The 23831-nt window shown below is 71.5% G+C and carries 29 protein-coding genes; 15 read left to right on the forward strand and 14 right to left on the reverse strand.

Annotated features, from left to right (window positions below):
* The first annotated feature begins 103 nt into the window (after positions 1–103).
* The 4 genes from BMW88_RS28570 to BMW88_RS28585 are packed head-to-tail and all read left to right on the forward strand — an operon-like array spanning position 104 to position 3458.
* Positions 104–763 carry a response regulator transcription factor gene (locus BMW88_RS28570; protein WP_089956248.1) on the forward strand — a complete coding sequence of 220 codons (660 nt, stop codon included), beginning with the start codon at positions 104–106 and terminating at the stop codon, positions 761–763.
* Positions 764–2068: a sensor histidine kinase gene (locus tag BMW88_RS28575; RefSeq protein ID WP_089956249.1), complete on the forward strand. Its 1305-nt coding sequence runs from the start codon at positions 764–766 to the stop codon at positions 2066–2068.
* The gene (locus BMW88_RS28580) at positions 2065–2928 is read left to right on the forward strand and encodes a TAXI family TRAP transporter solute-binding subunit (protein ID WP_089956252.1); all 864 of its coding nucleotides are present in this window, start codon (positions 2065–2067) and stop codon (positions 2926–2928) included. The genes BMW88_RS28575 and BMW88_RS28580 overlap by 4 nt, the downstream gene beginning before the upstream one ends.
* Entirely contained in the window at positions 2925–3458 is a 534-nt protein-coding gene (locus tag BMW88_RS28585; RefSeq protein WP_089956255.1) for a dihydrofolate reductase family protein, read from the forward strand. Before BMW88_RS28580 ends, BMW88_RS28585 begins: the two co-directional genes overlap by 4 nt.
* On the opposite strand, the gene BMW88_RS28590 is transcribed toward BMW88_RS28585, so the two are convergent.
* The 5 genes from BMW88_RS28590 to BMW88_RS28610 form a co-directional block, all read right to left on the reverse strand.
* Positions 3443–4408, reverse strand: a complete 966-nt coding sequence (locus tag BMW88_RS28590) for a VWA domain-containing protein (RefSeq protein WP_089956257.1) — start codon at positions 4406–4408, stop codon at positions 3443–3445. The genes BMW88_RS28585 and BMW88_RS28590 overlap by 16 nt on opposite strands.
* Positions 4405–5286, reverse strand: a complete 882-nt coding sequence (locus BMW88_RS28595) for a DUF58 domain-containing protein (RefSeq protein WP_089956718.1) — start codon at positions 5284–5286, stop codon at positions 4405–4407. Before BMW88_RS28595 ends, BMW88_RS28590 begins: the two co-directional genes overlap by 4 nt.
* Positions 5287–5360: 74 nt before the next feature.
* Positions 5361–6410, reverse strand: coding sequence for an AAA family ATPase (locus BMW88_RS28600; protein ID WP_089956260.1), 1050 nt, complete (start codon positions 6408–6410; stop codon positions 5361–5363).
* 61 nt (positions 6411–6471) lie between these two features.
* Positions 6472–7002, reverse strand: coding sequence for a molybdenum cofactor guanylyltransferase (gene mobA, locus BMW88_RS28605; RefSeq protein WP_089956261.1), 531 nt, complete (start codon positions 7000–7002; stop codon positions 6472–6474).
* On the reverse strand, positions 6999–7682 hold the full coding sequence (locus BMW88_RS28610) for a TetR/AcrR family transcriptional regulator C-terminal domain-containing protein (RefSeq protein WP_245778122.1): 684 nt from the start codon (positions 7680–7682) through the stop codon (positions 6999–7001). The genes mobA and BMW88_RS28610 overlap by 4 nt, the downstream gene beginning before the upstream one ends.
* A 75-nt stretch (positions 7683–7757) precedes the next feature.
* Here BMW88_RS28610 and BMW88_RS28615 point away from each other — a divergent pair, with 75 nt between their 5' ends.
* Complete coding sequence (locus BMW88_RS28615) at positions 7758–8666, forward strand: ATP-binding cassette domain-containing protein (protein ID WP_089956265.1); 909 nt, start codon at positions 7758–7760, stop codon at positions 8664–8666.
* Complete coding sequence (locus BMW88_RS28620) at positions 8663–9406, forward strand: ABC transporter permease (RefSeq protein ID WP_089956266.1); 744 nt, start codon at positions 8663–8665, stop codon at positions 9404–9406. Before BMW88_RS28615 ends, BMW88_RS28620 begins: the two co-directional genes overlap by 4 nt.
* On the opposite strand, the gene BMW88_RS28625 is transcribed toward BMW88_RS28620, so the two are convergent.
* Entirely contained in the window at positions 9393–10259 is an 867-nt protein-coding gene (locus tag BMW88_RS28625) for an aldo/keto reductase (protein ID WP_425434698.1), read from the reverse strand. The genes BMW88_RS28620 and BMW88_RS28625 overlap by 14 nt on opposite strands.
* A 32-nt stretch (positions 10260–10291) precedes the next feature.
* Here BMW88_RS28625 and BMW88_RS28630 point away from each other — a divergent pair, with 32 nt between their 5' ends.
* The 4 genes from BMW88_RS28630 to BMW88_RS28645 all read left to right on the forward strand — a co-directional run bounded on the left by BMW88_RS28630 (position 10292) and on the right by BMW88_RS28645 (position 12781).
* Positions 10292–10633: a DUF2203 domain-containing protein gene (locus BMW88_RS28630; protein WP_089956268.1), complete on the forward strand. Its 342-nt coding sequence runs from the start codon at positions 10292–10294 to the stop codon at positions 10631–10633.
* Positions 10634–10702: 69 nt separating this feature from the next.
* Complete coding sequence (locus BMW88_RS28635; protein ID WP_089956269.1) at positions 10703–11251, forward strand: cysteine hydrolase family protein; 549 nt, start codon at positions 10703–10705, stop codon at positions 11249–11251.
* A complete protein-coding gene (locus BMW88_RS28640) occupies positions 11248–12150 on the forward strand; it encodes a GlxA family transcriptional regulator (protein WP_089956273.1) in 903 nt (300 codons plus the stop codon). Before BMW88_RS28635 ends, BMW88_RS28640 begins: the two co-directional genes overlap by 4 nt.
* Positions 12151–12223: 73 nt before the next feature.
* Positions 12224–12781: an isochorismatase family protein gene (locus tag BMW88_RS28645; RefSeq protein ID WP_089956277.1), complete on the forward strand. Its 558-nt coding sequence runs from the start codon at positions 12224–12226 to the stop codon at positions 12779–12781.
* Positions 12782–12787: 6 nt separating this feature from the next.
* On the opposite strand, the gene BMW88_RS28650 is transcribed toward BMW88_RS28645, so the two are convergent.
* Complete coding sequence (locus BMW88_RS28650; RefSeq protein WP_089956280.1) at positions 12788–13429, reverse strand: Rossmann-fold NAD(P)-binding domain-containing protein; 642 nt, start codon at positions 13427–13429, stop codon at positions 12788–12790.
* Positions 13430–13483: 54 nt separating this feature from the next.
* Positions 13484–14050 carry a TetR/AcrR family transcriptional regulator gene (locus BMW88_RS28655; protein ID WP_177221424.1) on the reverse strand — a complete coding sequence of 189 codons (567 nt, stop codon included), beginning with the start codon at positions 14048–14050 and terminating at the stop codon, positions 13484–13486.
* An 88-nt stretch (positions 14051–14138) separates the two neighbouring features.
* On the opposite strand from BMW88_RS28655, the gene BMW88_RS28660 reads away from it, so the two are divergent.
* Positions 14139–14999 carry an alpha/beta fold hydrolase gene (locus BMW88_RS28660; protein WP_177221425.1) on the forward strand — a complete coding sequence of 287 codons (861 nt, stop codon included), beginning with the start codon at positions 14139–14141 and terminating at the stop codon, positions 14997–14999.
* On the opposite strand, the gene BMW88_RS28665 is transcribed toward BMW88_RS28660, so the two are convergent.
* Both BMW88_RS28665 and BMW88_RS28670 read right to left on the reverse strand, forming a co-directional pair.
* Positions 14971–16272, reverse strand: coding sequence for an NlpC/P60 family protein (locus tag BMW88_RS28665; RefSeq protein WP_245778123.1), 1302 nt, complete (start codon positions 16270–16272; stop codon positions 14971–14973). The genes BMW88_RS28660 and BMW88_RS28665 overlap by 29 nt on opposite strands.
* 198 nt (positions 16273–16470) lie before the next feature.
* Positions 16471–16932 (reverse strand): cupin domain-containing protein, encoded by a 462-nt coding sequence (locus tag BMW88_RS28670; RefSeq protein WP_089956286.1) that lies wholly within the window; start codon positions 16930–16932, stop codon positions 16471–16473.
* Between the two features lie 89 nt (positions 16933–17021).
* Here BMW88_RS28670 and BMW88_RS28675 point away from each other — a divergent pair, with 89 nt between their 5' ends.
* Complete coding sequence (locus BMW88_RS28675) at positions 17022–17630, forward strand: TetR/AcrR family transcriptional regulator (protein ID WP_089956290.1); 609 nt, start codon at positions 17022–17024, stop codon at positions 17628–17630.
* Here the strand turns inward: BMW88_RS28675 and BMW88_RS28680 are convergent.
* Both BMW88_RS28680 and BMW88_RS28685 read right to left on the reverse strand, forming a co-directional pair.
* Positions 17623–19137: an AMP-binding protein gene (locus tag BMW88_RS28680; RefSeq protein ID WP_089956293.1), complete on the reverse strand. Its 1515-nt coding sequence runs from the start codon at positions 19135–19137 to the stop codon at positions 17623–17625. The two genes, BMW88_RS28675 and BMW88_RS28680, sit on opposite strands and share 8 nt — an antisense overlap.
* Positions 19138–19146: 9 nt before the next feature.
* Complete coding sequence (locus tag BMW88_RS28685) at positions 19147–19959, reverse strand: SIR2 family NAD-dependent protein deacylase (protein ID WP_089956296.1); 813 nt, start codon at positions 19957–19959, stop codon at positions 19147–19149.
* A gap of 17 nt (positions 19960–19976) precedes the next feature.
* Between BMW88_RS28685 and BMW88_RS28690 the strand changes: the two genes are divergently transcribed.
* Together BMW88_RS28690 and BMW88_RS28695 are read left to right on the forward strand one after the other, a co-directional pair.
* Positions 19977–20429, forward strand: a complete 453-nt coding sequence (locus tag BMW88_RS28690; protein WP_143116294.1) for a hypothetical protein — start codon at positions 19977–19979, stop codon at positions 20427–20429.
* The gene (locus tag BMW88_RS28695) at positions 20426–21898 is read left to right on the forward strand and encodes a hypothetical protein (protein ID WP_089956300.1); all 1473 of its coding nucleotides are present in this window, start codon (positions 20426–20428) and stop codon (positions 21896–21898) included. The genes BMW88_RS28690 and BMW88_RS28695 overlap by 4 nt, the downstream gene beginning before the upstream one ends.
* A 93-nt stretch (positions 21899–21991) precedes the next feature.
* Here the strand turns inward: BMW88_RS28695 and BMW88_RS28700 are convergent, their stop codons facing one another.
* On the reverse strand, positions 21992–22624 hold the full coding sequence (locus BMW88_RS28700; protein WP_143116295.1) for a hypothetical protein: 633 nt from the start codon (positions 22622–22624) through the stop codon (positions 21992–21994).
* On the reverse strand, positions 22621–23352 hold the full coding sequence (locus BMW88_RS28705) for an ATP-binding cassette domain-containing protein (protein WP_245778124.1): 732 nt from the start codon (positions 23350–23352) through the stop codon (positions 22621–22623). Before BMW88_RS28705 ends, BMW88_RS28700 begins: the two co-directional genes overlap by 4 nt.
* Between BMW88_RS28705 and BMW88_RS28710 the strand changes: the two genes are divergently transcribed.
* On the forward strand, positions 23351–23764 hold the full coding sequence (locus BMW88_RS28710; protein WP_089956305.1) for a hypothetical protein: 414 nt from the start codon (positions 23351–23353) through the stop codon (positions 23762–23764). The two genes, BMW88_RS28705 and BMW88_RS28710, sit on opposite strands and share 2 nt — an antisense overlap.
* The last annotated feature ends 67 nt before the right edge of the window (positions 23765–23831 follow it).

A 23831-nucleotide genomic window follows, 5' to 3' on the forward strand; every position in this document is an offset into this window, starting at 1 on the left:
CCGGCCGGTCCGCACCCGCCACAACCGCGCCCCCGGCTTCTTTACAGTCACTTAGGCGCGTCGACACCCGCCGGAAACGGTCTTCTGGGGCGATACTGCTCCCATGCGGGTGCTGTTGGTCGAAGACGACGACGGTGTCGCGGACGCCCTGGTGGAAGCGCTGCGGGCGAACGGGCACCGGCCGGCCCGCGTGCGCAGGGGCGCCGACGCGCTGATCGCCCACCGCGAGGCGGACGTCGTCCTGCTCGACCTCGGCCTGCCCGACCAGGACGGCCTGGAGGTGCTGCGCAAGCTCCGCAAGATCGACCCGGTGCCGGTGCTCGTGCTGACCGCGCGCGGCGACGAGCGCACGGTGGTGCGCGGGTTGCGGCTCGGCGCGGACGACTACCTGGTGAAACCCGTGCGGCTGGCCGAGCTGCTGGCGCGCATCGACGCGGTGGCCCGGCGCAGCGCCGCCCGGTCCCGCGAGGCGGGCGAGCTCGTGCGGGTGTCCGATGTGGAGATCGACCTGCAGAGCCGCCAGGTCGTCGTCGGCGGGCACGAGATCTCGCTGACCACCAAGGAGTTCGACGTCCTGGCAGTGCTGGCGCGCAGGCCCGGCACCGCGGTCAGCCGCCAGCAGCTCATGGACGAGGTGTGGGGCAACGCGTTCGTGGCCGTGTCGCGCACGCTCGACGTGCACCTCACCCAGCTGCGGGCCAAGCTCGACCGGCCGGGGCTGCTGCACACGATCCGCGGTTTCGGCTACCGGCTCGGTGAGTAGATGCGGCAACGGCTTCTGGTGGTGCTGCTGCTGTTCTCGCTCTCGGCCGTCACCGCCTTCGCGTTCCCGCTGCTGATGAGCACGGCCTCCGAGCGCACCCAGCAGTTCGTGATCAGCCGCACCGCCGACCTGGACCGCTTCGCCACCCTGCCCGCCGACGTCGTGGTGTCCGAGGCGCAGCGCTACACCGAGGTCTACGGCGAGGAGGTGGTCGTCGTGACCGCGGCGGGCGTGCCCGTCGTCGAGTCGGGCATGGCGGTCGCCGACGTCTCCGCGCAGATCGACGCCGCGCTGCGCAACCAGCCCGCCGCACCGGTACCGACCGTGCTGCCCTGGAACCGCGGCGACGTCCTGTTCGCCCGCCCGGTCGGCACCGGCACGAAGGTCGCGGGCGCGGTGGTGCTGCGCGCCTCCACCGAGGTGGCCGCGCTCGACGTGGCCCGGCGGTGGACGTTCGTGCTGGCCGGGGCTCTGCTGGCGGCGTGCGCGTGCGTGCTGCTGGCGCTCGTGGTCTCCCGGTGGCTGCTGCGGCCCCTCAAGGAGCTCGACCGGGGCGTGCGGGCGGTGGCGGAGGGCCAGCGGCGCACGCACGTCGCGGACACCGCCGGGCCGGCCGAGCTGCGGGCGTTGTCGGAGTCGTTCAACCGCATGTCCGACGCCGTCGCCGAAGCCGCCGACCAGCAACGGCGGCTGATCGCCGATGCCTCGCACCAGCTCCGCAACCCCATGGCGGCGCTGCGGCTGCGCGTGGACATGCTGCCGTCCAACGGCTCGCTGCTCACCGAGGTCGAGCGCCTGGAGTCGTTGCTCGACGGCCTGCTGGCGCTGGCGTCGGCGGAGAGCACCGCCACCGAACGCGCCGCCGGCGGGGTCGAGCCCGAGCTCGCCGACCTGCAGGTCGTGGCGCACGACCGGGTGGACGCGTGGCGGGCCGCTGCCCAGTCCGCCGGCGTGACGATCACCGTCGCCGACCGGACGCCAGGGCTGGTGCGGTGCGCGGTGTCGGACCTCGCGCAGGTGCTCGACGTGGTGCTGGACAACGCCATCAAGTACGGCGGCGACGAGGTCCTGGTCGTCTGCGACCGCGCCACGCTCACCGTGCGGGACAACGGTCCCGGCTTGTCCGAAGAGGACCTGCAGCGCGCCACGGAGCGGTTCTGGCGCGGTGACGGCACGAACCGCGGAACCGGCCTCGGGCTCGCCATCGCGGAACGGATCGTGACCGCGCACGGCGGCACGCTGAGGCTGCACAGCGACGGCGGGCTGGTGGTCACCGTGGAGCTGCCGAAGGAGCCGTTGCTGTGAGGCGCCGCACGTTCCTGCTCGGCGCGCTCGCCGTCACCGCCTGCGGGACGGGCGAACCCGGCGGCACCATCAGGATCGCGGGTGGTGAGCCCGGCGGTTTCTACCACGACTTCGCCGGCCTGCTGTCCCGCCTGACCCCGAGCCCGCTCACCATCACCCCGATCCAGACCGGCGGCAGCGCCGACAACCTCGGGCACCTGCGCGACCGCACCGCGGACCTGGCGCTGACCTTGAGCGACAGCGCCCACCTCGAGTCCGGCATCGTCGCGCTGGGCCGCGTCTACGAGAACTACCTGCAGCTCGTGGTGCTCGACTCCTCCCCCTACCGGACACCGGCCGACCTGGTCGGCAAGCCCGTGTCGCTGGGGGCGGCCGGGTCCGGCGCCGCGTTGCAGGGCGAACGGCTCGCGCTGGGCGTGCGGGAGGAGCACTACCCGTTGCGCAACGCCGTCGACGCGCTCAAGGCCGGCGAGATCGCGGCACTGCTGTGGTCCGGCGGCGTCCCGACCCCGGAGCTCGGCCGGGCGAGCGGGATCAGGCTGCTGCCCCTCGACTCCTTCCTGCCGAGGCTGCGCCAGGAGCACGGCAAGGTCTACGAACGCGTGGACGTCCGCGCGGGCGTGTACGGCTCACCCGTCGACGTGCCCACGATCGGCACGCCGAACCTGCTGGTGTGCCGGCCGGACCTCGGCGACGCCTACGCCGGCGCGGTCGTGCGGCTCCTGGTCGCCAAGGCGGCCGAGCTCGTGCCGCAGCAGGCGCTCGGCACCCAGTACCTCGACGTGCGCAGTCTCATCGACACGGGCAGAGTGCCCCTGCACCCAGGCGCGACCGCGGAATACCGGAGGCTGCACGGATGATCACCACGATGGCGTCGGTCTCGTTGGACGGGTTCTTCGAAGGACCGGGCCACGACATCGGCTGGCACCACATGGACGACGAGCTGCACGACCACATCAACGCCGAGCTGGCGACGATGAGCGCGTTCCTCGACGGCCGCCGCACGCACGAGCTGATGCTGGAGGCGTGGCCACACGGCGACGAGAACCCCGACTGGCCGCAGAAACAACGCGAGTTCGCCCCGATCTGGCGTGACGTGCGCAAGATCGTCTACTCCCGCACGCGCGAGTTCACCGAGTGGAACACCGAGACCCGCCGCGAGGTCGACCCCGACGAGATCAGGTCGTTGCCCGGCGACAGCATGGTCGGCGGGCCCGACCTGCTCCAGACGTTCTTCGAGCTCGACCTGGTCGACGAGATCCGCCTCTACGTGAACCCGGTCGCGATCGGCCGCGGCACGCCGTTCTTCCGCAAGCCGACCGCCCTGGCGCTCAAGAGCACCAGGGCGTTCGGGGTCGGGGTCGTGCTGCTGACCTACGGCAGGCGCTGACCCAGCAGCAGGGCCGCGGCGGCCGCGAACATCGCCGTCATCGTGCCGAGCAGCAGCCACGGCTTCGAGGCGTCGGCCTGCTTCTTCTCGTAGCCGATCTGCTCGCCGAGCGTGTCGTAGACGCGGCGCAGCTCCTCCGCGGAGGCGGCCTTGAAGAACTCGCCGCCGGAGATCTTCGCGATCTCCTTCATCGAGTCGTCGTCGACCGGCACGGACTGCTGCCGGCCCTCGATGTCGACGACGCCCTCCTCGGTGCCGAACGAGATCGTGGAGATCGGGATGCCGGCCTTCTTCGCGTCCTCGGCCGCGTCGAAGGCCTTGCGGGTGCCGACGGTCTCCTTGCCGTCCGTCATCAGCACGATGCGGGCGGGCGGCGGACCCTCGGCGCCGCCGACGACCTTGCCGAACGAGTCGATCGACGCCATCGCGGCCACCAGCGCGTCACCGGTCGCGGTCGACTGGGCGAGCTTGAGCCCGTCGATCGACTGCGTGACGGCCGCGCGGTCCGTCGTCGGCGCGACCAGCACGGTGGCGGACCCGGCGAACGAGATCAGGCCGAGGTTGATGCCCGGCGTGAGGCCCTCGGCGAACGACTTGGCGGCCACCTGCGCGGCCTCCAGCCGTGAGGGCTTCACGTCGGTGGCCTTCATGGACAGCGACACGTCGACCACGAGCATGACCGTCGCCCGGTTGCGCGGGACCCGCTGCTCGGACGTCGGTCCGGCCAGCGCGACCGTCAGCAACGCGAGCGCGGCCAGCAGGAACGCCGCCGGGACGTGCCGCGACCAGCGTTCCCGCTTGGGCGCGACCTTCTCCAGCAGCTCCAGGTTGGTGAACCGCAGGACCCGCTTGCGCCGCACGCGCTGCGCCACCACGTAGCCGGCTGCCAGCAGCGCCACCGCGACGAGCAGCAGGAACCACCACGGGGCGACGAAGTTCGAGAAGCTCACGTGACACCCCCAGACCAGCGGCGCTTGCGCGCCACCACGAAACGAACCGTGTCCGCGATCCAGTCCGAGTCGGTGCGCAGCACCAGGTGCCCGGCGCCCGCGCGGCGCAGCCCCGCGGCCACCTCGGCGCGGTGCTCCGCGGCAGCGGCGTTGAACTCCTTGCGCAGCAACGCGGACGCGGTCACCTCGCGCTGCCGCCCGCTCTCCGGGTCGGACAGCACGACCGTGCCGACCTCGGGCAGGTCGACGTCACGCGGGTCGACGATCTCGACGGCCACGATGTCGTGCCGCGCCGACAGCGCGCGCAACGGCCGTTGCCACTCCATGCCGCCGAGGAAGTCGGAGATCACGACGATCAGGCCGCGCCTGCGCGGCGGGCGGCGGAGCTGTTCCAGCAGCGCCGCCAGGTCGCCGCGCGTGCCCTCGGCCGCCCGCGGCACCTCGGCGATCTTGCGGATCATGCCCCGCGCGTGTGCCAGGCCGCCGCGCGCCGGGATGCGGATGTTCTCCGCGCCCGTCGACACGGCCGCGCCGATCCGGTTGCCGCCGCCGCGCGTCAGGTGCGCGACCGCGGCCGTCGCGGCGATGACCAGGTCGCGCTTCTCGCAGGCCGCCGTGCCGAAGTCGAGCGACGGCGACAGGTCGATCGCCATCCACGTCTCCAGCTCGCGGTCCGCGACGGTCTCGCGGATGTGCGGCACCGTCGTGCGGGCCGTGACCGCCCAGTCCATCCGGCGCACGTCGTCGCCGGGCTGGTAGGTCCGCGCCTCGCCCGGTTCGGTACCGGGCCCCGGCACGAGACCGAGGTGGTTGCCCTGCAGCAGGCCGTCGAGGCGGCGCCGGACGTCGAGCTCCAGCATGCGCAGCGCGGCCTCCATGCGGACACCCCGCAGGACCGGCGGCGCCCACGAGGGGCGCTCCTGCTCGGCCTTCGCCGACGCGTCCCTCGGGCTCACTGCCTACCAGCCGGAACCGGCTGCTGCGGCCGGGCCGACACCTGCGGCAACGGCACGATCTGCAGCACGCGCGTGATGATGTGGTCGATCGGCACGCCGTCGGCCAGCGCGTCGTAGGACAGCACCAGGCGGTGGCGCAGCACGTCCGGAACCACGTCCACGACGTCCTGCGGGAGCACGTAGTCGCGGCCGCGGACCAGCGCGAGACCGCGGGCGGCGGCGATGATGCCGAGCGACGCACGCGGCGAGGCGCCGTAGGCGACCCAGCCGGCGACGTCGGTGAGACCGTGCTCGGCGGGTGCGCGGGTCGCGATCACCAGGCGCACGACGTAGTCGACCAGCGCGTGGTGCACGAAGACGCGCGAGGCCACGCCCTGCAGCCGCACCAGCTCCTCCGGCGAGAGCACCTGGTTCGGCGTCGGCGCCTCGACGCCCATGCGGTAGACGATCTCGCGCTCTTCCTCGGCGGTCGGGTACTCGACCTGGATCTTGAACAGGAACCTGTCCCGCTGCGCCTCCGGCAGCGGGTACACGCCCTCGTTCTCGATCGGGTTCTGCGTCGCCAGCACCAGGAACGGGTTCGGCATCGGGAACGTGCGGCCGCCGATCGACACGTGCCGCTCGGCCATCACCTCGAGCATCGCCGACTGCACCTTGGCGGGCGCGCGGTTGATCTCGTCGGCGAGCACGAAGTTCGCGACGACCGGGCCGAGCTCGACGTCGAACGTCTCGGTGGACTGGCGGTAGATGCGGGTGCCGAGGATGTCGGCGGGCACCAGGTCGGGCGTGAACTGCACGCGCGAGAACGAGCCGCCGACCACACGGGCGAACGTCTCGACGGCGAGCGTCTTCGCCACACCCGGCACACCTTCGAGCAGCAGGTGGCCCTTGGCCAGCAGACCCACGAGCATCCGCTCGACGAGCCGGTCCTGGCCGACGATGACCCGCTTCACCTCGAACACGGTGCGTTCGAGCAGTTGGGCGTCACGAGCCGGGGTGACGGGCGCCGATGCGTTCGGCGTTGCCTCGGCGGCGGGCTCGGTCACGTGCGGGCCTCCATGCGGAACAGGGTTCTTCGACAGTGCACCAGTCTTACCCCTCGCCTGTTCAACCGCTGTGAAGGGTGTCCAGGTCGGCGGGCGTGTCGACGTCGCGCGCCTCACCGGGCACGGCGGGCACCTCGACGGGCCGCAGCCGCAGGAGGGTCTTGCGCAGCGGCTGGTCGCGCGGTTCCTCGGGGAGGGCTTCGCGCAGGTCAGCGACGTTCCAGAAGCCGATCAGCCACTGGACGCGGTCGTCCTTGAGCACGGCGTTGCCACCCGCGCCGCGCAGCCTCGCGATGGTGTCCGCCGTGAGGCCCGGCTGGTCGACGGCGAGCACTGCGACCCACTCCTCGGTGACGTGCGCGAGCCCGGCGGCGAGTCCGGCGAGCGGTCCGCCACCGGGCGGCTCCTCCCGCGCCCACACCACGCCGGGAACGTCCTTCTCCGGTCCCACAACGACCTTCTGGTTCGCGTCGTCCACAACGGACAGCACGTGGTCGAGCAGCGTCGCGTCCCGGAAGGACAGCGCGGCCTTGTCGACGCCGCCGAGCCGCTCGCCCCTGCCGCCGGTGAGGATGATCACCGCGTACGTCACGTCCTGCCTCCGATGTGCCCGGCGACGCCTTCCAGGAACAGGTGCAGGCCGAAGTCGAACTCGGCCTCGGCGTCCTCGGCGGTGAAGAGGTCGTCCAGGTCGAACACGCCGGCCGCGACGACCTCGGCGAGCGCGGGCATCGCGCGCGGGTCGACGAGCTCGCGCAGCCGCCGCCCGTAGTCGCGGCCGAACGCGGCCGGGTTGTCCTCGTGGCCACGGACCAGCGTGCTGCTCAGCTTCGCCTCGCCGTGGACGAAGGTCATCAGGCCCATCACGACGCCGACCTTCTCCCCCGCCTCCAGCGGCGTTCCCTCCAGCGCGCGCAGCCCGCTGTCGAACCACGCGAGGCTCCGCGGTCCCGTCGGCGGGCCGCTGATCGGGATGTGCAGGAACCACGGCCGCCTGCCGATGGCCTTGAGCACCGCCTTCGCCCAGAACCCGAGCCGCTCGCGCCAGTCGCCGTCCGGCAGCGGCACCGGCTCCTCCATCGCGGCGTCGCCCATCAGCGTGAGCAGCTCGTCCTTGCTCTTCACGTGCCGGTAGAGGGCCATCGTCGCGTTGCCCATCTCCTGCGCGACGCGGGCCATCGACACAGCGGCGAGGCCCTCGGCGTCCGCGACCGCGATGGCGGCCCGCGTGATGGCGGCGGCGTCGATGGTCGGCTTGCGCCCCCTCTTCATGCCCCTAGTCAAACAGATGCGTATGCCATACGCTAATCCAGGTTTTGCGTATGAAGTACGCATAAAGGGGGTTCCATGATCGTCGAGACAGAGGGCCTGACGAAGAGGTACGGCTCGGCCGCGGTGCTGAACGGGCTGGACCTGGAGGTGGCGGAGGGGTCGTTGCTCGCGCTGCTCGGGCCGAACGGGGCGGGCAAGACGACCACGATCCGCGTCCTGAGCACGCTGACCAGGCCCAGCGGCGGGTCGGCGCGCGTGTGCGGGTTCGACGTGGCCGAGCAGGCCGCGGCCGTCCGCGGCGTGATCGGCCTGACCGGGCAGTACGCGGCCGTGGACGAGGAGCAGACCGGCCGCGAGAACCTGGTGATGATCGCCCGGCTGCGGCGCTTCAGCCGGTCGGCGGCCCGGGCACGCGCCCTCGCACTGCTGGAGCGGTTCGGCCTGACCGGCGCGGCGGACCGGCGCGTGCGCACCTACTCCGGCGGCCTGCGCCGGCGGCTGGACCTCGCGATGAGCCTGGTGGCGCCGCCGCGGCTGCTGTTCCTCGACGAGCCCACCACCGGTCTGGACCCGGTGAGCCGCACGACGCTGTGGGACGCGATCGGCGACCTGGTGCGCGACGGCGTGACGATCTTCCTCACCACCCAGTACCTGGAGGAGGCCGACCGGCTGGCCGACCGGATCGTGGTGCTGCACAACGGGGACGCCGTCGCGGACGGCACCGCGGAGGCGTTGAAGAGCTCGGCCGGTGGCACCAGGCTCGACCTCGTCTTCGGCTGTGCCGAGGACGCCCTCCGCGCTCGCGGCGTCGTCGCGGGAGCGGTGGACGGGACGACGCTGGCCGTGCCGTCCGACGGCAGCGCGGTCCACCTGCACCGCGTGCTGGACGACCTCCTGGCGGCCCGCGTGCGCCCGCTGCGGGTGTCCACGCACCGGCCGACCCTGGACGACGTCTTCGCGGCCCTGACGGGGGCAGCCGCATGACCGCGTCGCTCACCATGATCGGCCGCAGCATCCGGCTGGGCCGCCGCAACCTCGACCTCGTGATCATGGCGATCGTGCTGCCGGTGCTGATGATGTCGCTGTTCGTCTACGTGTTCGGCGGCGCGATCAGCTCGGTGCAGTCCTATGTGGACTACGTGGTGCCCGGCATCGTCGTGCTGTGCACCGGCTACGGCGCCACCTCCACCGCGATGTCGGTGGCCGACGACATGAAGAAGGGCGTGGTCGACCGGTTCCGCTCGATGCCGATCAGCGGCGCCGCCGTGCTGACCGGCCACGTGGTCGCCTCGCTCGCCCGCAACGCCGTGGCGACGTTCGCCGTGGTGCTGGTCGCCGTGCTGATGGGCTTCCGCCCCACGGCCTCGATCGGGGCCTGGGCGCTGGCGCTGGGCCTGCTGCTGCTCTACGTGCTGGCGCTGTCGTGGCTCGCGGCGGGCTTCGGCCTGATCGCGCGGTCGGTCGAGTCGGCGAGCCTGCTCGGTTTCGCCATGCTGTTCCTGCCGTACCTGAGCAGCGCCTTCGTCCCGGTGACGACGATGCCGCCCTGGCTGCGGGCGGTGAGCGAGCACCAGCCGGTCACGCCGGTCATCGAGACCGTGCGGGCACTGCTGACCGGTGCTCCCGCCGAGTCCGGCTGGCTCGCGCTCGCCTGGTCGGGCGGCCTGCTCGTCGTGGCGTCCGGCTGGGCCGCGTGGCTGTTCGGGCGGATCAGCTCCCGGTGAGGTGCAGGGCGTCGAGGCGGGTGAGCTCCTCGGGGGTGAGCCGCAGCTCCCCCGCCTCGACGTTCTGCCGCAGGTGGCCTGGGTCGCCGGTGCCGGGGATGACCAGCACGTGCTCGCCCCTGGCGAGCGTCCACGCCAGCCTGACCTGCGCGGGCGAGGCGTCGTGGGCGCGGGCGACCTCGGCGACGTCGTCGTCCTCCCGCTGCCCGCCCGCCTCCTTGGCGGCACCGGTGAGCGCGAAGAACGGCACGTAGGCGATGCCGCGCTCGCCGCAGACCCCGAGGAAGTCGTCCTGCTCGGGGTGGTGGCCGAGCCCGTAGGAGTTCTGCACGCACACGACCTCCGCGACCCGCTGCGCCTGGTCGAGGTGGTGCGGCTTGACGTTCGACAGCCCGAGGTGCCGGATCAGCCCCTCCCGCCGCAGCTCGGCGAGCTGCTCGAAGTGCGGCGTCAGGTCGTCGAGCCCGCCGACCCGCAGGTTCACCACGTCGAGGCGGTCGAGCCCGAGCTGGCGGAGGTTCTCCTCGACCTGCCCCCGGAGCCCGCCCGGCGTCGCGAACGGCAGCCACTCCCCCTGCGGCGTGCGGCCGGGACCGACCTTGGTGACGATCACCAGGTCCCGCGGGTACGGCGCCAGCGCGGTGTTGATCAGCTCGTTCGCCGACCTGGTGGCGGAGAAGTAGAAGGCGGCCGTGTCGATGTGGTTGACGCCGAGCTCCACGGCCGTCCTGAGGACCTCGATCGCCTGCGCGCGGTCGCGCGGCCTCGCCTTCGGGTCGAACGCCGCTCCCTGCTGCGGCAGGCGCATGGCGCCGAGGCCGACCCGGTTCACGGTGAGGTCACCCGTCGCCACGTCATTCCGCCCACTGTGCCAGCCTTGGCGTCGTGGGACTGTTCACCCTGTCCGAGGCCCGGTCCGAGCTGGAGCGGCTGCTGCCGGTGCTGGACGAGATCGTCGCGCTGCGCGCCGACGCCGCCGAGCTGGCCGCCGGTGGCTCCTCCCTCGGCGGGCTGCCGGAGTTCAAGGCCGCGCAGGCCCGGCTGGACGAGCTGCTGGAGTCCGTCCAGCGGACGGGGGCCGAGCTGAAGGGCTTCGCGCCGTTGCTCGTCGACTTCCCCTCCGAGAGGGACGGGGTGCCGGTGCTGCTGTGCTGGCTGGAGGGCGATCGCTCGCTGGCCTGGTACCACCGGGCCGACCTGGGGTTCGCCGGCCGCCGGCCGCTGTGACCGGATCCGTCCGCTGTGCGGCCGGGTCGTGCCTGTCCGGCCGGCGCCGCGACCGCGAGGCTCTGGGACATGAAGCGAGCATTGATCGTCATCGACGTCCAGGAGTCGTTCCGCCGGCGCGCCGACTGGGCCGAGACCTCCAACCCGGACGTCGTCGGCAAGGTGAACCGGCTCGTCGACATGAGCCGGGACGCCGGTGACCTCGTCGTGTGGGTGCTGCACGCCGAACCCGGCACCGGCGACGTGTTCGACCCCGCGCTCGGGCACGTGCGGCTGATGGACGGGCTCAAGCCGCTCGACGACGAGCAGGTGCTGACCAAGACGTCGCACAACGCGTTCACCACCACGAGCCTGCAGCAGACGCTCACCGCGCACGGCGTGCGGGAGCTGCTGATCAGCGGCATCAGGACCGAGCAGTGCTGCGAGACGACCACGCGGGTGGGGTCGGACCTCGGGTTCGGCATGACGTTCGTGACGGACGCGACGGCCACCACGCCGCTGCCGCACTGGCGCACCGGGAAGGTGCTGGGGGTGCAGGAGATCATCGACCGCACCGAGTACGTGCTGGCGGGCCGGTTCGCGCGGATCTCGGACGTCGCTACGCTGACCGGATCGTGACCAGAGTCGTCTTCCTGCTCGTTCCGGGAGTGCACCTGCTCGACCTCGCGGGGCCGGCGCAGGTGTTCTCCAGCGCCGCCGACATCGTCGGCGGCTACGCGTTGTCGTACGTCGGCGACTCGGACTCCGTGCTCAGCCATCAGGGCGTGCCGCTGGGCACGTCGTCCGAGCTGCCCTCTCTCGACGTGCACGACCTCGTGTTCGTGCCGGGATGGCGTTCGCCCAAGATCGCCGGAACCGGGCACCTGAGCGGCCGTGCGATGGAGTGGTTGCGCGCACACCACTTCACCGGTGGCACGGTCGCCAGTGTGTGTTCGGGTGCGGACGTGTTGGGACGCGCAGGTCTGCTCGATGGTCGCCGCTGCACCACACACCACGAACTGCAAGACGAACTCGAACAGCGCTACCCGGCCGCACGGGTCACACGGGACGTTCTGTTCGTGGAGGACGGCAGGGTCGTGACGTCCGCGGGCATCGCGAGCGGCATCGATCTCGCGCTGCACCTCGTCGCCGTGCGCCACGGTCCGTCCGTTGCCGCCGCCATCGCACGCACGATGGTCGTTTACGCGCGCAGGAACGGCGACGACCACCAAGCCAGCGTGCTGCTGCGGCATCGCTCACACGTCAACGAGACCGTGCACCGCATCCAGGACGTCATCGAGTCACGTCTGGCCGACCGCCTCTCGTTGGCCGAACTGGCCACGCACGCCGGTTGCAGCGAACGAACCGTGACGCGACTGTTCAGCCGTGCGACCGGCATGACGCCGTTGAAATACCAGCAAGCCCTTCGCGTCGAACGGGCAGAACACCTCATCGGCCAAGGCGCCACCGTCGAGACCGCGGCGCGCAACGTCGGTTTCGAAGACGCCCGCATGTTGCGCCGGCTGCGTTCCCGCTGAGCCGCACGGGTGGAGGCGTCCACACCCGACTCAACCCCCTTGCACGGCCTATGACGAGCCATAAGCTGCGGGGGTGACGACTCTGGCGAACCGTCCCAACACCGCATTGCTCGTGATCGACGTCCAAGTGGGCGTCGTGGACCACGCCCACAACCGCGACGAGGTCGTGGCCAACGTCGCCAGCCTCGTCGACAAGGCCCGCGCCGCCGGCGTCGACGTCGTGTGGGTGCAGCACAGCAACGCCGAGCACATGCCGGTCGGCTCCGACGGCTGGCAGTTCGTGCCGGAGCTGAAGGTCGCCGACGGCGAACCGGTGGTGCACAAGACCTACGCCGACTCGTTCGAGGCGACCGACCTCGAGGAGGTGCTGGCGGGCAAGGGCGTCGGCAGCCTCGTGGTGTCCGGCGCGCAGACCGACGAGTGCATCCGCTCGACCCTGCACGGCGCGATCGTCCGCGGTTACGACGCCCTGCTCGTGAGCGACGCCCACACCACGGAGGACCTGTCGGAGTGGGGCGCGCCGACCCCGGACAAGGTCATCGCGCACACGAACCTCTACTGGGAGAACCACACCGCGCCGGGCCGGTCAGCCGGTGTCGTGACGACCGGGGACGCGTTCAAGCCCGCGTGACGGGGGTCAGCGCGCGAGGCGGTTGATCCCGTCGCTGCGCAGCACCCGGTCCGCGTGCGCGCCCTTGGCCAGCGCCACCATCGCGCGGCCGAGCTGGTCGGTGCTGGTGACGAACTTCGGCGCCAGCCGCCGCAGCACCGGGAACAGCCACGACGACCACGAGTACAGGTAGCGGTAGATGCGGGTCCGCGACGTGATCCCGTGCCGCGGCTGGATGAATCCCGGCCGCACGACGAACACCGGCCGGTCCAGCGCCAGCAGCTCGTTCTCCGTGCGGCCCTTCACGCGCGCCCACATCGTGCGGCTCTCGGCGTTCGCACCCTCACCGGACACGTACACATACGTGCCACCGACGACACGCGCAGCCTCAAGGGCGTAGTCGTGCGTCACGGGCATGTACTCGGCTTCGGTCAGACCCGCGGACGTGACGCCCACGCAGTAGAAGCACGCGTCGGCATCGGCCAGCTCGCCGGCGATCGGCGACAGGTCACCGAAGTCCGCGTGCACGACGTGCCGCAGCTTCGGGTCCGTCACGGCCAGCGGCGAGCGCCCCACCGTCACCACGGAACCGACCTCCGGGTCGAGCAGGCACTCGCGCAGCGCGCCCTGACCCACCATGCCCGACGCACCGAACACCACGATCTTCACGTCACCAAGCTAGCCGCACCGTGAGCCTCCCGAGCGCGGACGGGCTGCGGACCTCTAGGCGTACAGCCGGTCGAGCCGGTGGTCGACGAACGCCACCGCCTCCTCCGCGGTGTACGAGCCGACGAGCACGCCCACCGCGAGCCCGCTCGCGAGCGCGATCAGGCTCTCCAGCTCCACCAACGGGTCGGCGCCGGGCACCCGGTGCGCCAGCCGCGGCGCGAGCTGCCGCGGGATGCCGCTGACGATCGACCGGATCTCCTCGTCGGTGATCGCGTGGAGCAGATACGCGTAGTAAACGGCGGACGTGTGCCTCGTGACGTCGTCGACGGGGAGCATGCCCACGATCGCCGCGCGCACGACGGCACGGGAGTCGCCCGACTCGCGGACCGCCTCCAGCTCCGCCGACATCCGCGCCACCGCCACCTCGATGACGCGCTCCAGGCCGTAGCGGATCATCTTCTCCTTGCTGGTGAAGTAGTACTGCACCAGGTTCATCGAGATGCCGGCCTCGGCGGCGACCCGGCGCAGCGTCACGGCGGCGAGCCCCTCGGCCGTGGCGATCCGCCAGACCGCCTCGGTGATCTCCCGGCGGCGTTCCTCATGATCCACACGCTTCGGCACCGGCCAACTGTGCCACACCGGATGACAGCACCGCTCACACTGAGTTATGGTGCAAGTGCACCACAAAAACGACCTGGGGGGTTCCACCATGACGATCAGCCGCTTCGCGAACGACAAGGCGAGACAGCGCTACCACGCCGTCTACGACGAGCTCCTGGACTGGCCACTGCCGCACGAGGACCTGACGGTCGAGACGTCGTTCGGCCCGACTTACGTGCGCCGCAGCGGCAGCGGTGCCGGCGAGCCGCTCGTCCTGCTGCACGGCCTGGCTACGACTTCCCTCGTGTGGCAACGGTTCGTGGCCGACATCGGCCGCGACCACGTCCTGTACGCGGTCGACTCGATGGGCGAGGCGGGCCGCTCCGTGCAGACCAGGCCGATCACCGATCACCAGGACAACGCCGACTGGCTCGCCGAGGTCCTGGCGGGCCTGGGCCACGATCGGTACCACCTCGTGGGTCTGTCCCGCGGTGGCTGGCTCGCCTTGAACCAGGCCATCCGCTCGCCCGGACGAGTCGCGCGCGTGACCGCGTTCGACCCCGGCGGTTTCATGGAGTCGATGAACACGGGCAGGCTCTACCTCTTCACCGGGCTCGCGGTGATGCTCATGCCCGCCTTCCTGCGCCGCCGCGTCAAGCCGGACGGGAAGTACGGCGTGTTCGTGGACCCGCTGCTGCGCTCACTGGTCCTCGCCGGCCTCGGCTTCCAGATGAAGATCTTCGTTCTCAGCCACTTCGGAGACGACGAGCTGCGGTCGATCTCGGTGCCGACCAGGGTGGTCCTCGCCGGGAAGGGGTCGGTGCACGACGCCGCCGAGGCCACGGCCCGGCTCGCCCGCCTCGCACCGGACGCCGAGGTCGTGACGGTCGACGTCGTCCACGGCCTCGGCCTGGTGGTGCCGCCACTGCTGCGGGAGCACGTCACAGCATGCGAGTCACGTACGGCATGATGCCGCCGTAGCGCACCGGCGAAATGCGCACCACGGCACCGGAGTGCGGTGCCTCCACCATCATCCCGCCGCCCAGGTACAGCGCCACGTGCGTGCCGCCGCCGGGGCCCCAGAAGATCATGTCGCCCGGCGCCATCTGCGACAGCGGCACCTTGCGCCCGGAGTTGTACTGGTAGCCGCTGTAGTGCGGCAGGTAGACGCCGACGCCGGCGAAGGCGTACATCATCAGGCCGGAGCAGTCGAAGCCGATCTTGCGGTAGTCGCCGAACGAGTCGGCGACGCCGCCGTCGCGCACGCCGTAGGTGGGGCCGTTGTAGTTGCCGCCACCCCACGCGTAGATGACGCCGCGCTGCGACAACGCGCGGTTGATCACCGTCTGCACGCGGTTGCCCGCCGGAGCAGCGGCGGCGGGACGCGGCGCCGGAGCCTGGACCGGCGCCGGAGCCGATGCGGCGGCCGCCGCGCGACGGGCGTTCTCCTCGTCCTCGCGCCTCTTCGCCTCGGCCCACTGGTCGTACTGGCGGCGCTGCGCTTCCAGGCCGCCCGCCTCACCGCGCGCGGCGAGGAGCTCGCGTTCGACGGCGTCCCGGCCGGCCTGCAGCTCCGCGATCGCGGCCGCCTGCGAGGCGTGCGCCTCCACGGCCGCCCGCTGGGCCTGGTCGGCCGCCTTCTTCGCCTCGTCGGCGGCGGCCTGCTTCGACTCGGCCGTCTTGAGCGCCGCGCGGGCGGCGGAGTCGAGGTTGGCGGCGGTGCCCTGGTCGCGGGTCACCTGGTCCAGGCGGTTGAGGCCCGACGCCGACACCGCCTCGAGCATCTGGGCGCGGGCCAGCAGGTCCTCCGGCGACTTCGCGCCGATGTAGGCGGAGAACGAGCCGACGGTGCTGCCCTGCGAGTACGACGCGGCCACGAACTCGTCCAGCGCGCGGCGGCTCTGCTCGACGGCCGCGGACGCCGCGTCGGCCTGCACGCGGGCGGCGGAGGCCTCGCGGCGGGCCGCGTCGGCCTCGGCGATGGCGGTCTCCAGGTCGACCCGCGCCTTGTTGGCGAGCTCGCGCTTGTGCGAGACCTCGTCCTGCAGCTCCTGAAGGCGCGCTTCCGCCTGGGTGAGCCGGCCGGTCAGCTCGCCGACGCGGGCCGCCTTCGCGTCCGCCTCCGCTCGCGACGCCGAGATCTCCGCGTCGCTCGGGTTCGGCGGAGGAGGCGGCACGGCCGCGGCCGTTCCCGTGAAGACAGCGGTCATGAGCACCACCACGGCGGAGAGTCGTGTCAACACCGAAGCATCACCTCCGTCCGAATTAGACCAATCAGACTCATACGGCGCATCCGGAACTCACGCACCGTCAACCACACGTGTCACAGCGGACCACGGACGGTGGTCCTTTCGGGACGATCAGGTTTGATCCGCCGCCGGCGCGGATCACGGCCGGGCCGCCCGCCGCGCGGCCGAGGGCCGCGGGGCGGGCACCACGTGTCACGGCGCGAATTCGGTGGCGGGTTCGGTCGCGTAGTTCTCCCAGATCGGCGCCATGGTCTCGCGGGTCATGGGCCGGCCGGACTCGACCATGGCCTTGAGGTCGCGGAAGTACTGCACGTACAGGTCCGGCGTGAAGGTGGTCAGCATGACCGCCGGGTCGTCACCGGGGTTGGCGAAGGTGTGCGGCGCGCCCGGCGGGACCGTGACCCACGCGCCGGCGCCGACGTCGTGGTTGTCGGTGCCGATGGTGAACCGCACGGTGCCCGCGAGCACGTAGAAGCCTTCGTCGTGCTGCGCGTGGCGGTGCTGCGGAGGACCGGGGGTGCGCGGGGGGATGACGACCTCACCGATCCCCAGGCGGTGAGCGGTGTTGCTGCCGTCCTCGAGGATCCGGATCTGCGCCGGACCGTTGGCGATGAGTTCGCCCTCGCCGGGACGGACGATCGACACAGCGACCATGACGAAGCCTCCTGGTGCCAAGTGATTTCAGTTTGTGCAATCACCGTAGCACTGCTGACTGCACATCGTGCAATCGCTAGGCTCGCGCCATGCCGCGATGGAAACCGGACGCAGTCGAGCGCCTGCAGGCCGCCGCCCTGGAGCTCTTCGACGAGCAGGGTTTCGAGCGCACGACGGTCGCCGAGATCGCCCGGCGGGCCGAGCTGACCCAGCGGACGTTCTTCAACCACTTCGCCGACAAGCGCGAGGTGTTGTTCGGGATGGACGCGGAGCTCCGCCAGGAGCTGGTCCGCGAGATCACCGCCGCCGACGCGCTGCCGCCGCTCGACGCCGTCGTGTGCGCGATGAGAGTCGTCGCCGACAAGATGCTGGAGAGCCGCCGTGCCGTGGTGACGCGCCGGTACGCCGTCATCGCCGCCAACCCGGAGCTGCAGGAGCGCGAGCTCGGCAAGAACGCCGCGCTCACCGAGGACATCGCGGCCGCGCTCCACGCACGGGGGTGTGACCCCACCGGCGCGTTCCTGGCCGCCGGCGCCGCCATGCTCGCGCAGCAGGCGGCGATGCGGGAGTGGACTCGGCCGGGCGAGACCCGGACCCTGCGCGATCTCCTGACGGAGGCGGTGCGCTCCCTGCGCACGACCGTCGGCGGGGAACCGGCCGAGCCGTCTCCTCCGGACTCCGGCGCCGGCCCTAGTTGACGCCGCGCTCGCGGCCCGCCCAGTACGGCTCGCGGAGCTTGAACTTCTGGATCTTGCCGGTGGCCGTGCGCGGGATCGCGTCGCGGAACTCGACCGACGTCGGCGCCTTGTACCCGGCGAGCCGCTCCTTGCAGTGCCTGATCAGCTCGGCCTCGGTGACGTCCGCGGAGCGCACGACCAGCGCCTTGATCGTCTCACCCCACTTCTCGTCGGGCACGCCGATCACCGCCACCTCGGTGACGGCGGGGTGCGCGAACAGGCAGTCCTCGACCTCGATGGACGAGACGTTCTCACCGCCGGTGATGATCACGTCCTTCTTGCGGTCGGAGATCGTCAGGTAGCCCTGGTCGTCGAAGTGGCCGCCGTCACCGGTGTGGAACCAGCCGTCCTCGATGGCGTCGGAGGTGGCCTCCGGGTTCTCCCAGTAGCCCTCCATGACCACGTTCGACCGCGCGAGCACCTCGCCGGTGTCGGAGATCCGCAGCCGCGCGCCCAGCGCCGGTGCGCCCGCCCGCGCCTGGAGGCGGGCCTTCTCCGCACCCGACGGCCCCGGCTGGGCGCGGTTGAACGTGAGCAGCGGCGCGGTCTCGGTGAGGCCGTAGATCTGCAGGAACTCCCACCCGAGCTCCTCGGTCACGCGCTGGATCGTGCGCGAGGGCGGCGGCGCACCGGCGCACACGATCCGAACGGTGTCACGGCCGGGGATCTCACCATCCCACGAAGCGGCGGCGTCCAGCACGGCGTTCCACACGGCCGGTGCACCGCACATGAGCGTGACGCCGTGGTCACGCACACGGCGCAGGATCTCGGTGCCGTCGACCTTGCGCAGCACCACCTGCGGCACGCCGAGGCCGGCCAGCCCGAACGGCATGCCCCAGCCGTTGCAGTGGAACATCGGCAGCACGTGCATGTACACGTCGCGTTCCCACGCACGGGTGTGCATGGCGAACGTGACCGCGTTCAGCCAAATGTTGCGGTGGGTGAGCTGCACGCCCTTGGGCCGCGCTGTGGTGCCCGAGGTGTAGTTGATCGTCGCCGTCGCGTCCTCCGAGGGATCGCTCCACGGCCGTGGCTCCACGTCGAAGCGCAGCAGTGACTCCGACTCCTCGCCCAGCGTGAACCTGTGCCGCGCGGTGACGTCGTCCAGGGACAGCTCGGGGTCGACGAACAACGCCGACGCGCCGCTGTGCTCGACGATGTACTTCACCTCGTCGGGGCGCAGGCGGAAGTTCACCGGCACGCAGATCCGCCCGCTGCCGGGCACCGCGTGCAGCAGCTCCAGCATCCGCGCGGAGTTGTGGCTGACGACGGCGACCCGCTCGCCCTCGCCGACGCCCAGCGCGTCGAGCCCCGCCTGCCACGCGCGCACCCGCCTCGCCATGTCCGCATACGTCGTCGTCGCGACCGGTTCGGCCGGCTGGTCCGGCTCGTCGACGACCGCCGTCGCCGCCGCGAACGCGAACGACGCCCGGTCCAGGAAGTCCGTGGTGATCAGCGGTACGCGCATGGACCGACATTACGACCAGGTGCTCGGATCTCCCCAGGACGAGAACCGTCCTCCCCCGGATGGAGGAACGGAGCTGAGGTCGGGCAGCACCTCGCCGACGGGCTCGTGCAGCACGACGGTCGCGACCGAGTCGTACGGGGTGGGCTCGGCGTTGCAGATGACCACCCGCGCTCCGGCGCGCGCGGCCAGCGGCACCAGTCCGGCGGCGGGCTGCACCGACAGCGACGTCCCGGCCACCAGCAGCACGTCGCAGTCCAGGACCGCGAGGCGGGCGCGGCGCAGGACCTCCCCGTCGAGCTCCTGCCCGAACGAGATCGTGGCGGACTTGAGGATCCCGCCGCAGCGCGGGCAGTCCGGCTCCGGCTCTCCGCCGGCGACGCGCTGGAGCGCGTCGCGCATCGGTCCCGTCGCACCGCATCCCAGGCAGGAGGTCGCGTGCAACGTGCCGTGCAGCTCCAGCACGCGGTGCGGGTCGGAGCCCGCTTTCTGGTGCAGGCCGTCGACGTTCTGCGTGACCACGGTGCGCAACCGCCCAGACCGTTCCAGTTCGGCCAGCGCCTTGTGCGCGGCGTTGGGCTTGGCGGTCCACACCGGACTGTCCAGGCGGGTCCGCCACGCGAGCCTGCGGACCTCGGGATCGGAGAGGTAGGCGTCGAGCGAGAAGCCGGGCCCGGCGTCGTCGCGCGCCCAGACCCCGTCCGGCCCTGGCCCGCGGAAGTCCGGGATGCCCGAATCCGTGGAGACCCCGGCACCCGTCAGCACGGTGATCCGGTGCGCGGACGCGACCAGCGCCCGTGCCGCCTTGCACGCGTCGGAGGCCATCGGTTCACACTAGCCGGGTGCGCAGCGCAGTGGGAGCCGCCGTCGCGGCAGTGGGACTCGTCACTTCGATCACCGGGACCTTCTTGCCCTGGCTGAAATCCGGCTCCACCACGAGGGACAGTTACGAGGTGCTCTCGCTGCGTGATCTCGCCGGGTTGGACGGGGTGGCGGGAGGCGTCGTCACGTCGATCTGGGTGGGTCTCACCCCCCTCGCGATGGCCGCCGTCGCGCTGCACGTGGTCCGATTTCCACGAATTGCCGCGTGCGTCGGCCTTCTCTTTGGCACGATCAGCGGAACCGTGGCCCTACTGGCCACAGTCCAAGGGGACAGCAAGGGCGCGTTGGTCGGGATCAGCATCGCCGGACCGGTCACCACCCTTGCCGGTGCCGTACTGACGATCGTGGGGGCGATCACGGTGCTCACCTCGACCAGGCGCAGCGCAGTGAGAACTCCAGGAGGGAACCCGTGAGCTACCCAGGTGGCGGCGGCGGCCAGTGGCAGCCGCAGAACAACCCGTACGGGCAGCAGCCCCAGCAGGGCGGCTACCCGCACCAGCCGCAGCAGGGTGGCAACCCCCAGCAGGGCGGCCATCCCCAGACCGGACCGCAGGGCTTCCCGCAGCAGGGCTTCCCGCAGACGGGTCCGCAGGGCTTTCCGCAGCCCGGTTTCGAGCAGCAGCCGTTCGGCTACGCCCCGATGGGTGGCGAGCCGCCGAAGAAGAAGCGCACGGGCCTGGTCATCACGGCCGTGGTCGCGGTGCTGCTGCTCGTCGGCGGCGCTGTCACGTTCTTCGCTCTGAAGAAGTCCGACCCGGCGGCGAACGCGGGTCAGGACACGCCGGAGGTCGCGGCCAAGAACCTCATCGAACAGCTCGGCAGCGGTGACGTCGTCGGCATCATGGCCTCGCTGGCGCCCGCGGAGGCGGCGCTGTCGAAGGACTACATGGAGTCGATGACCAAGGAGATGAAGCGCCTCGAGATCCTCAAGCCCGAGGCCGACCCGAACAAGCTCTCCGGCATCGAGTTCAAGAGCGAGAACATCAAGTTCGACGAGGCCGCCACCGAGAAGGTCAACGACCACCTCAGCATCAACAAGCTGGTCGAGGGCAAGATCACGATCACCTCGGACGCGTCGAAGATCCCGCTCACCGACAAGCTCGTCGACGCGCTCGGCGACGAGATCAGCCTGACCACCTCCAAGTCCGAGACGATCGACATCACCGCCGAGGTGAAGAAGCGCGGCGCGCCGATCGGCATCGCGTCGATCAAGGTCGGCGACAAGTGGTACCCGAGCGCCTTCTACACGATCGCCAACGCGGTCCTGGAGGAGGAGAAGCTGAAGTGGCCGCAGTCCGGCTTCGCGCCGGAGGGCGCGGGCTCGCCGGAGGACGCGGCGAAGAACCTCGTCAACGCGGCGCTGGACGGCGACCTGAAGAAGGTCATCGCGCTGCTGCCGCCGGACGAGGCCGGCGTGCTGCACGACCTCGGGCCGCTGCTGCTGGAGCAGGCGGGCAGGATGGACAAGACCGGCGCCAAGCTCGACGCGCTGGAGACCGACGTCAAGGACGTCACCGGCGGCAAGCAGGTCACGGTGAAGAAGCTGTCGGTGACCGCCGAGGGCGAGACCGTCACGATCACCCGTGAGGGCGACTGCTACTCGGCCGACATCCCCGGCGAGGGCGCGCAGAAGCTGTGCGCGGACGACATCACGCAGCTGCTGCAGCAGCAGGGCGGCGCGAAGATCCCCGCCGAGGCCGTCGAGATCATCGGCCGGGTGGCCGGGTCGGTCATGAAGACCGGTGTCGGCGTCGTCTCGACCGAGGTCGACGGAAAGTGGTACGTGAGCCCGGTCCGCTCGTACTACGAGCTGGCGCTGACGCTGTTCCGCGGCTTCGAGCCCAAGGACGTCGACGCGCTGATCGAGCTGATCAAGAAGTAGGACCGCCCGCCGTCCGAGGCCCTGTCACCCGCACCGGCGCGGTGGCAGGGCCTCTGCGGTTTCCCGGCCGAGTGCCGTGGCCGTTGACGCGCATCACGCCCGCCGCGCGCCCACGACGACCGCGGCCGACACCAGCGCGGCACCGACGACTCCCGCCCACAGCACCGAGGGCGTCATCCGGTTGTGCCCCAAGGCGTCCAGCACCCACCCGAGCGGGGTCACGCGCCCCAGCGGGAACGTCAGCACGACGACCGAGAACACCGCGAGCACGGTCCGCCCGATCGAGTCGAACACCGGCCGCGCGAACAGCAGCCCCACGCCGACGCCCAGCAACGCGCAGGCGGCGTGCGCGCCGAGCCCGGCGAAGAACTCACCCACGGTGTAGGGGTGCGGGTTGGTGACCACCGGCCAGACCGCCGCCACGAGTGCCATGACCAGCGCGAAGATCACCGCGACCAGAGCCGCCGCCGTCAGCACCCGGGACCAGCCACCGGCCGACACCACGGTGATCTCCCGCCGCACGACGTCCTCGGAGGTCGCCACCACGACGGCCGTCCACGCCGTGATCGGGTAGAGCAACGCGGCGGAACCCGAGTAGGCCTCCAGCGGCTGCCCCGCGTCGGAGGAGAACAACATGCCCAGCACGCCGAGGAACACCAGCAGGGGCGCCAGGTACCGCTGCCCGCGCAGGACGTCGGCCGCGAGGTAGCGCACCAGGGAGATCACCGCACGCTCCGCACCGAGCACCCGAGCCGCAACGCCTCCGCCAGCACGTGGTCACTGCGGTCCGGTGCGACCACCACCCGCGCGGAGGACCCGCGCGAGGACACCGACCGCACGCCCTCCAACGCCTCCAGCGCGGCCAGCCCCACCACCCGGCTGAGCTCGATCGTCACGTGCCCGCCGGCGAGGTCCACCCTCGTCGCGTCGGCGAGGTGTCCCTCGTGGTCGGACACGAGCGCCGTCCGTCCCCGCAGCAACGCCACCAGCTCGGCACCCGCCTCCGGGTCGAGGCCCGTCCACGGCTCGTCGAGCACCAGCACGTCGGAGGCCAGGAATGCCTGCGCCAGCGCGACTTTCTGCGCGTTGCCCTTGGACAGCTCCGACATCGGCGCCGTCATCGACCCGACGAACCCCAGGCGCTCCAGCACGTCGTTCGGCGACGCCCCGCGGACACGCCCCATGTGCGCCAAGTAGGCCGCGGCGGACATCTTCACGTCCGACGGGAACCGCTCGGGCACGTACCCGACGGCCGCGGGTCGCGTCACCCGTCCCGAGGTGGGCCTCAGCACCCCGGCGGCGATCTTGAGCAACGTGGACTTGCCGGTGCCGTTCGCGCCGGTCAGCACGGTCAGGCCGGATACTTCGAGGGTGAGGTCGCGCAGCACCCACGGACCGCGCCCGTAGCGCTTCGAAACCTGGTCGAGGAGCACCACGCCAAGATAACCACCCATGACCGCACTTCCGCTCGCTTCGGCGTGCATCTGGCTCGGCATGGTCGTGGCGATCTCGATCGAGGCGCCGCTCAAGTTCCGCGCGCCCGGCATCACGCTGCCGCTGGGCCTCGGCATCGGCCGGCTCGTGTTCCGCGCGCTGAACGCCTCCGAGATCGTGCTCGCCGCCGCCACCGCGATCACGTTCGCGCTCGCTCCCCGCCCGCTCGCGGCGACGGTCCTGCTCATCGCGCTCGCGGTGACGCTCGCCGTGCAGGTGGTGCTGCTGCGGCCTCGGCTCGAGGCCAGGGCCGCGATCGTCATCGCGGGCGGGACGCCGCCCGCGGCGCGCACCCACCTCGCCTACATCGCGCTGGAAGGGGCGAAGGTGCTGATGCTGATCTCGCTCGCGATCGTCCTGCTGAACCCGTGACTTAGGGCAACCTGGGTTGAACCCGATTACAGGACAAGCGTACTGTTTGGGGTCGAGGGGCAGTGGT

Source organism: Lentzea xinjiangensis (assembly GCF_900110955.1).
GTDB classification, from domain to species: Bacteria; Actinomycetota; Actinomycetes; order Mycobacteriales; family Pseudonocardiaceae; genus Lentzea; species Lentzea xinjiangensis.

What these genes read in the sequence shown, in the direction of transcription:
- BMW88_RS28680 (WP_089956293.1), bottom strand. Translation starts at nt 19,137, where the DNA reads ATGCGCGTACCGCTGATCACCACGGACTTCCTGGACCGGGCGTCGTTC.
- BMW88_RS28705 (WP_245778124.1), bottom strand. Translation starts at nt 23,352, where the DNA reads ATGGGTGGTTATCTTGGCGTGGTGCTCCTCGACCAGGTTTCGAAGCGC.
- BMW88_RS28675 (WP_089956290.1), top strand. Translation starts at nt 17,022, where the DNA reads ATGCCGCGATGGAAACCGGACGCAGTCGAGCGCCTGCAGGCCGCCGCC.
- BMW88_RS28670 (WP_089956286.1), bottom strand. Translation starts at nt 16,932, where the DNA reads ATGGTCGCTGTGTCGATCGTCCGTCCCGGCGAGGGCGAACTCATCGCC.
- BMW88_RS28585 (WP_089956255.1), top strand. Translation starts at nt 2,925, where the DNA reads ATGATCACCACGATGGCGTCGGTCTCGTTGGACGGGTTCTTCGAAGGA.
- BMW88_RS28635 (WP_089956269.1), top strand. Translation starts at nt 10,703, where the DNA reads ATGAAGCGAGCATTGATCGTCATCGACGTCCAGGAGTCGTTCCGCCGG.
- BMW88_RS28610 (WP_245778122.1), bottom strand. Translation starts at nt 7,682, where the DNA reads ATGAAGAGGGGGCGCAAGCCGACCATCGACGCCGCCGCCATCACGCGG.
- BMW88_RS28660 (WP_177221425.1), top strand. Translation starts at nt 14,139, where the DNA reads ATGACGATCAGCCGCTTCGCGAACGACAAGGCGAGACAGCGCTACCAC.
- BMW88_RS28575 (WP_089956249.1), top strand. Translation starts at nt 764, where the DNA reads ATGCGGCAACGGCTTCTGGTGGTGCTGCTGCTGTTCTCGCTCTCGGCC.
- BMW88_RS28710 (WP_089956305.1), top strand. Translation starts at nt 23,351, where the DNA reads ATGACCGCACTTCCGCTCGCTTCGGCGTGCATCTGGCTCGGCATGGTC.
- BMW88_RS28615 (WP_089956265.1), top strand. Translation starts at nt 7,758, where the DNA reads ATGATCGTCGAGACAGAGGGCCTGACGAAGAGGTACGGCTCGGCCGCG.
- BMW88_RS28685 (WP_089956296.1), bottom strand. Translation starts at nt 19,959, where the DNA reads ATGGCCTCCGACGCGTGCAAGGCGGCACGGGCGCTGGTCGCGTCCGCG.
- BMW88_RS28620 (WP_089956266.1), top strand. Translation starts at nt 8,663, where the DNA reads ATGACCGCGTCGCTCACCATGATCGGCCGCAGCATCCGGCTGGGCCGC.
- BMW88_RS28570 (WP_089956248.1), top strand. Translation starts at nt 104, where the DNA reads ATGCGGGTGCTGTTGGTCGAAGACGACGACGGTGTCGCGGACGCCCTG.
- BMW88_RS28595 (WP_089956718.1), bottom strand. Translation starts at nt 5,286, where the DNA reads ATGGAGGCCGCGCTGCGCATGCTGGAGCTCGACGTCCGGCGCCGCCTC.